At 53.9% G+C, this 12,280-nt stretch carries 8 protein-coding genes; 6 read left to right on the top strand and 2 right to left on the bottom strand.

Annotated elements, in window-relative coordinates; all coding sequences use genetic code 11:
• Positions 1–43 precede the first annotated feature (43 nt).
• The gene (locus tag V6940_RS01980) at positions 44–2,848 is read right to left on the bottom strand and encodes a flavocytochrome c (RefSeq protein WP_333494646.1); all 2,805 of its coding nucleotides are present in this window, start codon (positions 2,846–2,848) and stop codon (positions 44–46) included.
• Positions 2,849–3,480: 632 nt separating this feature from the next.
• Here V6940_RS01980 and V6940_RS01975 point away from each other — a divergent pair.
• From V6940_RS01975 to V6940_RS01955, 5 genes are all read left to right on the top strand, one after another.
• Positions 3,481–4,995: a DASS family sodium-coupled anion symporter gene (locus V6940_RS01975; protein ID WP_333494645.1), complete on the top strand. Its 1,515-nt coding sequence runs from the start codon at positions 3,481–3,483 to the stop codon at positions 4,993–4,995.
• A 56-nt stretch (positions 4,996–5,051) separates the two neighbouring features.
• The gene (gene fumA / locus V6940_RS01970; RefSeq protein WP_333494644.1) at positions 5,052–6,701 is read left to right on the top strand and encodes a class I fumarate hydratase FumA; all 1,650 of its coding nucleotides are present in this window, start codon (positions 5,052–5,054) and stop codon (positions 6,699–6,701) included.
• Positions 6,702–6,918: 217 nt separating this feature from the next.
• The gene (locus tag V6940_RS01965; protein WP_333494643.1) at positions 6,919–7,479 is read left to right on the top strand and encodes an Ail/Lom family outer membrane beta-barrel protein; all 561 of its coding nucleotides are present in this window, start codon (positions 6,919–6,921) and stop codon (positions 7,477–7,479) included.
• 168 nt (positions 7,480–7,647) lie between these two features.
• Complete coding sequence (locus V6940_RS01960) at positions 7,648–8,553, top strand: ROK family protein (RefSeq protein WP_333494642.1); 906 nt, start codon at positions 7,648–7,650, stop codon at positions 8,551–8,553.
• A 17-nt stretch (positions 8,554–8,570) separates the two neighbouring features.
• On the top strand, positions 8,571–9,548 hold the full coding sequence (locus tag V6940_RS01955; protein ID WP_333494641.1) for a LacI family DNA-binding transcriptional regulator: 978 nt from the start codon (positions 8,571–8,573) through the stop codon (positions 9,546–9,548).
• 82 nt (positions 9,549–9,630) lie between these two features.
• Here V6940_RS01955 and V6940_RS01950 read toward each other — a convergent pair whose 3' ends face one another.
• The gene (locus V6940_RS01950) at positions 9,631–11,613 is read right to left on the bottom strand and encodes an alkyl/aryl-sulfatase (RefSeq protein WP_333494640.1); all 1,983 of its coding nucleotides are present in this window, start codon (positions 11,611–11,613) and stop codon (positions 9,631–9,633) included.
• A 252-nt stretch (positions 11,614–11,865) separates the two neighbouring features.
• On the opposite strand from V6940_RS01950, the gene V6940_RS01945 reads away from it, so the two are divergent.
• Positions 11,866–12,249 (top strand): hypothetical protein, encoded by a 384-nt coding sequence (locus tag V6940_RS01945; RefSeq protein WP_333494639.1) that lies wholly within the window; start codon positions 11,866–11,868, stop codon positions 12,247–12,249.
• The last annotated feature ends 31 nt before the right edge of the window (positions 12,250–12,280 follow it).

Here is a 12,280-nt window from a genome sequence, read left to right as displayed (position 1 = left end):
GTCGCTACGCTCGGCCGGGCTATGGGATGGTGCCATGGGTTAATTACGCGGATTCAAGCATCGCCCAGGGTACCTGCTGCGCGCGCTGTGCGGCCTGACGACCGGCAAGCGTACCAAAGATAATAATATCAGCCACTGCGTTCCCGCCAATACGGTTACCGCCGTGGATACCACCAACCACCTCACCGGCCGCATAAGCGCCAGGGATCACCTGTTTGTTAACATTCAGCACGCAGGTATCGGTATTGATGGTTACCCCACCCATGGTGTGGTGTACGCCTGGCGCAATCTGGATGGCGTGATACGGACCTTCATTCAGCGGCGCACGCAGCGCAGTTTTGCGGCCAAACTCCTCATCATCCTGTTTTTCGACAAAGCCGTTATAGCGGGCAAGCGTTGCTTCAAAGGCCTGCTCGTCAAGACCCAGTTTAGCCGCCAGCTCAGCTGGCGTGCTGGCGCTGGTCACCAGCCCTTTAGCGATGTACTCATCCGCCGCTTTGTTTTTCGTACGTACGTGTTCATCAAACACGATGTAAGCATAGTGCTCCGGCAGCGCAATAATCGCCGCAGACACTTTGTCACGGGTCTCCATCTCATTGAAGAAACGGTTACCCTGCTGGTTAACCAGAATTGCCCCGCCACCGCGAATCGATTCAGAAACCAGGTAAGAGGTTTTCTGCTCAACGGTTGGGTGAATCTGGATCTCGCCCATATCCACCGTACCGGCACCGATGCGTTCCAGCAGAGCGATACCGCCGCCGGTCGCCCCTTTATGGTTGGTGGTGACAAAGCCCGCCAGATCCGGACGGTATTTCACCACCATTTCGCTGTTGGCGCTAAAGCCGCCGGTCGCCATGATAATGCTGCGAGTCTGAATGGTGATCGTTTCCTGCTCGTCGGTCAGCAGGCGTACGGCAGAAACTTCGCCCCCATCCATGACAATATCGACCACAGAGGTATCGAGCATGACATCGATCTGGCGTTTTGTGACGTTACGCACAAGGCCGCTGATCAGGTAGCCGCCTACCGCAGAGCCATCTTTTGGACGGTGCGTACGGTCAATGCTCATGCCGCCGGTGGTGGTGATGTCGTTCAGCATGATGCCGCGATCCGCCAGCCATTCGATAGCCTGCGGAGCCGTTTCCACGAAGCGGCGCAGCAGCGCTGGGTTATTCTTGTTTTTGCCGCCTTTCAGGGTCTCTTCATAGAACAGCTCTTTACTGTCCTGAATCCCTTTCACCCGCTGGAAGCGCGTTTCTGCGGCGTTCATCCCGGCGGACGCTTTAATGGTGTTACCGCCAATGGTCGGCATTTTCTCAACGATCAGCACCCGGGCGCCGTCATCGTGCGCCTGGATAGCCGCAGCCAGACCGGCGCCGCCGCTCCCGACCACCACCACGTCATAAGCTTTCGGTGCAGTGCTATCGCCCCCCTCTTCCGCTACCAGTGCTTTACTAGACTTAACCATCGCTTTGGAGACGGCTTTTTTCACCGCTTCGCTCTGGCTGGTTGCCCCGGAAATGGCATCAACATGCGGGGTATTGGCGTCCAGAATGCGTGAACGAATCTCTTCAAAGCTGGTAACAAACTCCACATCCTGATCCACGCCGCCGGTCAGTTCAATGTCGGCGATTCTGTCGGTTTCCAGGCTGACGTTGATAATCAGTTCACCGGCTTCATCCTGCACTTTTTCAACGAACACGCCCGGTTTGAATTTAGATACCGACATGCTCATATCACGGATCATGGCTTCCACCAGCGAGAAACGCCACAGCGGTTCAGGGATGTTCAGTGCTTCCCGCTGTGTGCTGTCGATAAACAGCTCCAGCGTCTGGCCGTCAGCAATGCGTTCAGCCCAATCCGGATAAGCAATACAAGCGCGACCCACAGCAATCAGGTCGTAACCATGTTCCATCGCGCTATCAATATCACTGTCGTTTACCACGCCGCCAACGCCCATTACCGGCACCTGCGCCAGCGTTTCAGAACGCTGAGCAACGTATTTTTCAATCAACGGCGTTGGATCGGTAGTGTCAACAATGGACGAACGCAACGACGCGCCTACGGAGAAGTGCAGATAATCCAGACCGCGTGCGGCCAGTTTTTCCAGCAGATACATCGTGTCGTCAAAGCGGATCCCCGGCACTTCCATCTCTTCCGGCGAGAAGCGATAGCCGATGATGAAGGCGTCGTCCGCATACTGGCGAACCATTTTGTGGGTGATATCCAGTACCGCCAGCGGGAACTTCGCGCGGTTATCGCGGCTGCCGCCCCACTCGTCGTCACGCTGGTTGGAGTTTGGTGAGTAGAACTGTTGGATAAGGTAAGTATTGGCGCCGTGGATCTCGACGCCATCAAAACCAGCCTGAATCGCGCGGCGTACGGCATCGCCGAATTTACCGACCATCCCTTCCACTTCTTCAGCAGTCAGGGCCACCGGCGTTGCTGCGCCATCACGCGGTGCCGCTACGGCGCTTGGGCCAACCGGCGTCCGGCCGCCAATCAGTTTCGGGTCAACCATGCGGCCACCGTGGTAAATCTGCAGCAGCGCTTTGGAGCCTTTTGATTTAATTGCCTCAGCGATTTTTGCCAGCCCAGCGATTTTGTCATCACTGTCGATGCCGAGTGCGCCGGGGAACGCCAGGCCTAAATCATCAACAAAACAACATTCGACGATGATGGTGCCAATCAGACCGGCACGCGCTCGGTAGTACTCCACCAGTTCGCTACTGACAGAGCCATCATAATAACCAGAGCAGGTTGTCATTGGCGCCATAAACAGACGGTTTTTAAGCTCGGTACCATTCGGTAATGTACAAGAGCTCAGTACGCGATGATGATTGTTCATAAGGGTTAACTCCAAACTTTTAAAAATTAAAATTTAAGAATTCGGGATCGGGCTGCATTTGAGTTATTTGTTATGCCGATATCATGATATTAATATAGCGATAATTTTAGTTACTAAAGTCATTACGTTAGTTATAAAACTATTTAATCCCTTAAATAACACACATACCTCTATGGTGTTACTAATTAAATTCTATTTTATTCACAATTATTTAATATTAATAAGTACAATTATAACTTTTGTAACAGTGGTCGAACCAGTGTTTCATTATTTAAAATCACTTCAAAATCAATCAGTTAAAACAAAACAACGTACGGTTAATAACATTTTATTTAGAAATTAATTTAACCTAACACCATTAATACCCAATAACCTAATAGGGTTATTTTCAATAAGCATAAAAATAATGCCGTGGTTGTGCTTTTTTGATCGCGATCAATTGTAATAGCATCCAAAAGCGCATTATATGAATATAAGATTTTTTAAACCTGGCGCTAAATAATATAGCGACATTGACCTTATATACGAAATTGCCAGCCGTACTTTTGAAATCTAAATAAAGTAAAAAAACTAAAAAAAGCAAAGCGGCAGTTTTAGCAACCCGAATTATTAACTACTTATAGAAGCGTAATATGAACGAGAAATCTGCGACATCGCACTCACCGACGCCGGTGAGTAAACCAAAGGACGGTAAGAACAACCGTCTTCTGATGATGGCACTGCCTATTATCGTGGCCGTGCTGCTCCTCTTTGTCCCGGTTCCTGACGGGCTTCCACCGTATGCATGGCACTATTTCGCTATCTTCGTCGGCGTGATTGTCGGCCTTATCTTTGAACCGCTGCCGGGCGCCGTTATCGGCCTGACCGGGGTGGTTGCCATCGCCCTGTGCAGCCAGTGGGTGCTGTTCAGCCCTGAACAGATGGCGGCACCGAAGTTCCAGCTGGCGGGCGCCTCCTTTAAATGGGCGGTCAGCGGCTTCGGCAATTCTACCGTCTGGCTTATCTTCGGCGCGTTTATGTTCGCCGCCGGTTACGATAAAACCCGCTTCGGCCGCCGTCTGGCGCTGATTCTGGTGAAATATCTGGGCCGTCGTAGCCTGACGCTCGGCTACGCTATCACGCTGGCCGACCTGCTGCTGGCACCGTTTACGCCGTCCAACACCGCGCGTAGCGGCGGGACTATCTACCCAATTATCGCCAACCTGCCGCCGCTGTACGGCTCAAAACCAAACGACCCAAGCGCGCGTAAAATTGGCTCCTACCTGATGTGGGTTGCGATTACCGCCGCCTGTATCACCAGTTCTATGTTCCTTTCCGCTTTGGCGCCTAACCTGCTGGCGCTGGCGCTGGTGAAAAGCATCGTCGGTATCAACATCTCCTGGGGCACCTGGTTTATCGCCTTCCTGCCGCTGGGCCTGCTGTTAATTCTGACTATGCCTCTGCTGGCCTACTGGTTCTATCCACCAGAAGTGAAGGTGAACGATGAAGTTCCGCTGTGGGCTGCACGTGAGCTGGAAAAACTGGGCAAACTGTCCCGTAACGAAATCCTGCTGCTGGTCTTCGTCTGCTGCGCATTGATGATGTGGATCTTTGCCGCTCAGTGGATTGAACCGGCAATGGCTGCGCTGCTGATTATCGGCCTGATGCTGTGGACTGGCGTGCTGGAGTGGAGCGACATCACCGGTAATAAAGCTGCATGGAACACCTTCGTGTGGTTCGCCACCCTGGTCGCTCTCGCCGACGGCCTCTCCTCAACCGGCTTTATCGGCTGGTTGGGTAAAGAAGGCGGCATGCTGATGAGCGGTATTTCTCCGGGCGTGGCGACCATCGTCCTGCTGCTGGCGTTCTACCTGCTGCACTACCTGTTTGCCAGCACCACCGCCCACACCACCGCGCTGCTGCCAGCGATGCTGACCATCGCGTCAACCATTCCGGGCATGAACATGAACGTCTTCGTGCTGCTGATGGTGACCTCGCTGGGTATCATGGGGATCATCACCCCGTACGGCACCGGCCCAAGCCCTATCTACTACGGCAGCGGATATCTGCCGACCAAAGACTACTGGCGCCTTGGCACCATCTTTGGGGGCATCTTCCTGGTGGCGCTGCTGGTCATCGGCTACCCATGGATGTCTATGATGTTCTGATTCATAACCGTCGGGGGGCAACCTCCGGCGGTTTTATTTTTATGGAGTGAAGAGCTATGTCGAACAAACCGTTTTTCTACCAGAACCCCTTCCCGCTGTCTCACGACGATACCGAATACTACCTGCTCAGCCGTGAGCACGTCTCCGTGGCCCAGTTTGACGGTCAGGACGTGCTAAAAGTTGAACCTGAAGCCCTGACGCTGCTTGCCCAGCAGGCCTTCCACGATGCGGCCTTCATGTTGCGCCCTTCCCACCAGAAGCAAGTGGCCGCCATTCTGAGTGACCCACAAGCCAGTGAAAACGATAAATACGTTGCCCTGCAGTTCCTGCGTAACTCCGAAATTGCCGCTAAAGGCGTGCTGCCAACCTGCCAGGATACCGGCACGGCGATCATCATGGGGAAAAAAGGCCAGCGCGTCTGGACCGGCGGCGGCGATGAAGCGGCGCTTTCTCAGGGCGTGTACAACACCTATATCTCCGACAACCTGCGCTACTCGCAAAACGCCGCACTGGATATGTACAAAGAGGTGAACACCGGTACTAACCTGCCCGCACAAATTGACCTCTACAGCGTCGACGGTGACGAATACAAGTTCCTGTGCATCGCCAAAGGCGGCGGCTCAGCCAACAAAACCTATCTCTATCAGGAAACCAAAGCGCTGATTACCCCAGCGAAGCTGAAAAACTACCTGGTGGAAAAAATGCGTACCCTCGGCACCGCAGCCTGCCCACCGTACCATATCGCCTTCGTGATTGGCGGAACCTCGGCGGAAGTGACGCTAAAAACGGTGAAACTGGCCTCAACCCGCTATTACGATGGCCTGCCAACCGAAGGTAACGAGCACGGCCAAGCGTTCCGCGACGTGAATCTGGAAAAAGAACTGATGATCGAGGCGCAGAATCTGGGCCTGGGCGCACAGTTCGGCGGCAAATACTTCGCCCATGATATCCGCGTGATCCGTCTGCCGCGTCACGGCGCTTCCTGCCCGATCGGCATGGGTGTCTCCTGCTCTGCCGACCGTAACATTAAAGCCAAAATCAACCGTGACGGTATCTGGATCGAGAAGCTGGAACATAACCCGGCGCAGTACATTCCCGAAGCGCTGCGCGAGCAGGGTGAAGGCGCTGCGGTCAGCATCAACCTCAATCAGCCGATGAGCGAGATCCTGGCCCAGCTTTCCGCCCATCCGGTTTCCACCCGCCTGTCGCTGAACGGTACCATTATCGTTGCCCGCGACATCGCCCACGCCAAACTGAAAGAATTACTGGATAACGGCGAAGCACTGCCTCAGTACGTGAAAGATCACCCGATCTACTACGCCGGCCCGGCCAAAACGCCTGAAGGTTATGCCTCGGGTTCTTTAGGCCCAACCACCGCTGGACGTATGGATTCCTACGTTGACCTGCTGCAGTCCCACGGCGCCAGCATGGTGATGCTGGCTAAAGGCAACCGCAGCCAGCAGGTGACCGATGCCTGCCATCAACACGGCGGTTTCTATCTTGGCAGCATTGGCGGCCCGGCGGCCGTTCTGGCACAGAGCAGCATCAAGAGCCTGGAATGCGTTGCCTATCCTGAACTGGGGATGGAAGCTATCTGGAAAATTGAGGTGGAAAACTTCCCGGCCTTTATTCTGGTTGATGATAAAGGGAACGACTTCTTCCAGCAAATTCAGAATAAGCAGTGCGCAGGGTGTCCTCAGCGTTAAATTCACCTCCCCCCGCCATAGCGGGGGGATTTGTTTTAGGACTTTTCTTAACACAGGAATAAATTACCCCCTGCACTACACCGTCTCAAAAACACTATTCCAATCTTATTCCCATAAATTCAGGTAGTTCATCAGAAATACCATTACCGATATACTCCCCTCGATTTTCAAACTCACTGATAAACACAACACAATAATTTTTATAGGATTTTTAAAAGTGAAAAAACTATCTCTGGCAGTTTTGGTCATGGGAACTCTGACCAGCGGAATCGCTATTGCGGATAGTCAAAGCGTTTCGATTGGTTATGCCCAGTCCGACGTTAAGGACTTCAAGAATATCCGGGGCGTTAACCTGCAATATCGCTACGAATTTGATTCTCCGTTCAGCGTTGTCGGTTCATTTACCTATATGAGCGGCAGCGAAGACCGTAATTATTATGTTGATTCTGATTCGGTTAACACCAATATTGACGTTAAATATTATTCACTGATGGTCGGTCCGGCCTACCGTATTAATGAATATGTCTCTCTTTACGCATTGGGCGGCGCGGCGCGAACCAAAGCCGATATCGATGTGAAGTGGCTGGAGTCGAGTAACAACGAATTTTATCGTGAGAGCGAGTCACGTCATTCCACCTCCTTCGCCTACGGCGCAGGGGTTATCATCAACCCAATCGAAAACCTGACGGTAAACGTTGGCTACGAAGGCACCACCGCCGATATCGAAGACAAATACCGGATCAACGGTTTCAACATCGGCGTCGGCTATCGTTTCTAAGCTACTCTGCCGTGCGGCTTCTTTCCATTGCGGGTAAGAAGCCGCCAGCCCCCGTCACGGTGAATTTTGCATGACACCATCACAAAATTACCACCCGCCTCTTTTGTATAGTAAACAAAATATCTACACTGCGTTGCCATTAACCTACTGACTATTGGGAAGACGGCAATGAGATTAGGGCTGGATATTGGCGGGACCAAAATTGAGGCGGTAGTGCTGGCTGACCAGGGCGAAACGCTTTACCGCCAGCGCTACAGTACACAAAAGCAGAACTACGAAGCTTTTTTCCATTCGGTTATCGCGGCAATTGACGCTGCCAGGGCGGCAACGACGCACTCGCTCTCCATCGGGCTTGGTATACCTGGCGCCTCTGCCACCGACGGGCTCATCAAGAATTCCAATATTCTGGTATTGAACCAGCAACCCTTTGTGCAGCAACTTGAACAACATTTCAGTATGCCTGTTGCGGTGACCAACGACGCTAACTGCTTTACCTTGTCAGAAGCCATTGACGGTGCGGGGAGAGGCTATGGTGTGGTGTTTGGCGTGATCCTCGGCACCGGCTGCGGCGGCGGGTTGTGCGTAGATAATCGTCTGATCACAGGGCCGAACGCCTGCGCCGGTGAGTGGGGTCACAACGTCCTGCCCCACTATCATCCCGCTAAAGACGGCGAGTCGGCGCAGTGCTACTGCGGCCAAACCAACTGCATCGAGAGCTTTATCTCCGGCAGTGGCCTTGAACGTCAATACGCTCAATTGTTTAGTAAACATGATAAAGTCCCGCAGATCGTTGCACGGCTGAACGCCGGTGATGAGCAGGTTGCCGCGCTATGGGAACGCTATCAGGATCAGGTCGCGCGGGCGCTGGCAGGCGTCGTTAACACCCTCGACCCGGATGCGATTGTCATCGGCGGCGGTGTATCGAATATCCCGCAACTCTACGACGGGCTGCAGGCGCGTATTGCGCAGTATGTCTTCGGCAAACAGTGCTGCACTCCAATTCTACAGGCGCGCCACGGCGACAGCAGCGGCGTTCGCGGCGCGGCTTGGCTCGGTGCCCAACGTAAAGCATAAAGACAGGATGTGAACAGGTGAAAGCCGTCAGAATCAGAGATATTGCCGCCGCCTGCGGCGTGTCGCCGGGTGCGGTCTCCCGCGCGTTAAAAGGCCAGCCAGGCCTGCGGGAAGAGACGCGGCAGCGCATTATTGCAGCGGCAGAGCAGCAGGGCTACGACTTTGGCCGCCTGCGTAGCGAGAAGATCAAACGGGTGCTGTTTTTACTGCACCGTCAGCACAATATCAGCCGCGCGCTGCCGTTTTACTCGCCGCTGTTTTTGGGGCTGGAGTCCGCCTGCCGTGAACAGAGCATTGCGCTGAGCTTTTTGTCCGTTGGCCCTGGCGATGCCGTCGCCGAGCAGGTAATGCTCCACCAGCCGGATGCGCTAATCTGCGCGGGGTTCTTTGAGCCGGAGCTGCTGGCGGTGCTCGAACAGCTGAAGCTACCGCTGGTGCTGGTCGATCTCTGGTCGCCCGGCCTGCCCTGCGTCAACCCGGATAACCTACAGGGCGGCTATCTCGCCACCCGTCACTTGCTGGATCAAGGGCGCACGCGTATCGCGTTTCTGGCCAGCACGCTGGGGCATTACAGCATCCGTCAGCGAGAAAAAGGGTATCGTCAGGCGCTGTACGATGCAAAGCTGCTGATGCCCCCGGAGTATGAAGCCATCGCTCTACCGCAGCTGGATACCGAGCAGTCGCTGCTGCGGGCGATAAACGAACTGTTCGACCTTGCCGAACCGCCGGATGCCCTTTTTGCCTATAACGATGCCACCGCATTGCTGGTGCTGCAGGTGTGCGCCGAACGCGGTCTGCGGGTGCCGGAAGATGTCGCGGTGGTGGGGTTTGATGATATTGAGCCTGCGGCCTGGTCGCAGCCGCCGCTGACCACGCTGGCGGTGGATAAACAGCAGCTAGCGCAGGAAGCGCTGGATATTTTGCTCAGTGAACGAGTGGAGGCGAACGTGATGCTGCCGGTGGAATTGGTGGTGCGACGTAGTTCTGGTGCCTGAACCCGGGGTCGGGGTAAACGCCTCGCCCGGGCTACTTTTCCTGTAGCCCGGCCAAGCGTAGCGCCGCCGGGAAGGCAAACGACTATGGTGTCACGATATTGAACCAGAACTCGAACTTATCCATATAGCTCAACAGCTCATCCACTTTGGCGTGGTTACCGGAGATGCGCACATCGCCCTGGTTTTCCGCCTGCTTCAGCGTCTCTTCCTTAAGGATAATCTTGTTCAAAGTCGCGCGGTTAAGTGTAATTGAGGCATCGGCATTGCTGGCCTGCGCGTTCGCGCTGTGGTTCAGCACGCCGTTTTCCAGCTCCAGCTTATACTTGCCGCCATCGCTGCCTAAATCGACGTTGAAGACCGCTTTGGCATTCGCCGCCTTTTCACCATTAATGTGAACTGCCAGATAGTCAAAGAACATCTCCGGCGACATCGCCTTCACGGTATCCGGGCTGGCGGTGTTCGGCGTTGGTCCTTTCACCACGCCGTTACGCAGCTCCTGCGCACCGGTCAGGTAGAAGTTACGCCACGGGCCTGATTCTGCCTGATAACCCATCTGCTCCAGCGCATCGGCTTCCAGACTGCGCGCGGCTTTGTTGCTCGGATCGGCAAACACGACCTGATTGGTCACCTGCGCCACCCAGCGGTAGTTACCCTTCACAAAGTCAGCTTCTGCTTTTTGCATGATGGCATCGGCACCGCCCATATACTCAACGTATTTCTTCGCTGCGGCCACCGGTGGCAGCTCGTCCAGGGTTGCCGGGTTGCCGTTAAACCAGCCGAGATAGAAGACATAGGTCGCCTTCACATCATGGCTGACCGATCCATAATAGCCGCGGCTGGCCCAGGTTTGCGCCAGACTGTCCGGCAGCTTAAAGTTGGCGGCGATTTCATCACGGGTCAGCCCCTGGTTTGCCATACGCAGGGTCTGGTCATTGATATAGCGGTACATATCGCGCTGGCCTTTCATCAGCTTAACAACGTTCTCGTTGCCCCAGGTCGGCCAGTGGTGCTGAGCAATAATGATCTTCGCTTTCCCGCCCCAGCGGTCAATGACATCGTTGACGTACTTCGACCAGGCCAGCGGATCGCGGATTTTTGCGCCGCGCAGTGAGTAGGTATTGTGCAGCGTATGGGTCACATCTTCCGCCGCCTCAATCATTCCCTTCTCTTCGACATACCACAGCATTTCAGATGGCGCTTCCGAACCCGGTGCCATCATAAAATCGTAGGTCAGGCCGTCGATCACCTCTTTCTGACCGGTATGGGTGATGTAGTTGGTCGGCTCAATCAGCGTTACCGTACCGGCTGACGTGGTGGTACCCAGTCCCGCGCCAACCTGACCTTTCGCGTCCGGTTTCAGCAGGTTACCATACATATAGCTGGCACGACGGCTCATGGCGTTCCCGGCCATGATATTTTCCGATACCGCTTCCTGCATAAAGCCCGCTGGCGCATAGACCTTCACCTTGCCAGACTTCACATCAGCTTCGTCCACCACGCCGCGCACGCCACCGTAATGGTCAACGTGGCTATGGGTATAAATCACCGCGACGACCGGCTTTTTACCGCGATTCTTATAGTAGAGATCCATTCCTACCTTCGCCGTTTCCGCCGAAACCAGCGGATCGATAACCGTGATCCCCTCTTTCCCTTCCATGATGGTCATATTGGAAAGGTCGAGGTTACGAATCTGGTAGACGCCGTCGGTCACTTCAAACAGGCCGCCGATGTTGATGAGCTGCGACTGGCGCCACAGGCTTGGATTCACCGTATCCGGCGCCTTTTCGCCCTCTTTAATAAATGCGTACTGCTGCGGGTTCCAGACCACGTTCCCTTGCTTACCTTTAATCAGCTCTGGTGGCAGAGGCGCAATAAATCCTTTGTGCGCATTGGCGAAATCGGTGTTATCTGCGAAAGGTAGTTGCGCATACAGAGCATCATTCGCCTCTTTAGTTTGTGCCGTTGCCGCTTTACCTGGCTCCTGCGCCATTGCCGGAAGGGAAATGACGGCGCTCGTGCACACGCCAGCGATGGCCATATAGCCCGCTATTTTTTTCAGTTTCATAAAGCCTCTATTCATAACATTGCGCCGCACAAAGGAGGTTGCTTATTGATATAAGCCGCGGCGGGAGATATTTCGATTGAATAACGATGAGGTAAGAGTAACACCGGTATTTAGCGTGAAGAAAACAAGAACCGTTTAAATTTAAATTTATACTGCAAGCCCACTGTGCATTTAAAAATAAACAAATCGTGGGTCGCCAGGCCACGGCATAAAAAGATAATAGGTGCCTTATTCGTTAAGTCTGGAAATACCATGTATAAAGTGACTGTTTTGCTTCTGGTCGGCATGTTAACCGCCTGCAGTGCCGATAAACAGCAAACGTTGAGCAAAATTGATGCCCTGCAAATTCCGGTGGTCGCACAGAGCCTGCACCCTGCGGAGTCTGCTGCACTCGCTGCACAATATAAGAACAATGAGCGCATTATAGAAAACGTCACCGAAGCGCTAAAAACACAGTATCTACAAAATGTTAGCAGCCGTGACATTTTTGACGTTCATAGCGAAGCGCACCAGGTCTACGCTGCGCTGTCTAAGCTCGACCAGCTTCAGCTTATCAACCGCTATTATCTGAAAGCGCAGAATCTCGACGGCCTTAACCACGTGGGCAGTTCACTGCAGCCGCTAGAGAAAGGATAAAAAAAAGCTCACTCATCATCGATGAGTGAGC

Source organism: Kluyvera sp. CHPC 1.251 (assembly GCF_036759945.1).
Lineage (GTDB): Bacteria > Pseudomonadota > Gammaproteobacteria > Enterobacterales > Enterobacteriaceae > Kluyvera > Kluyvera sichuanensis.
The sequence above is the reverse complement of the archived record's forward strand: the minus strand, read 5'-3'. Positions and strand labels throughout refer to the sequence as shown.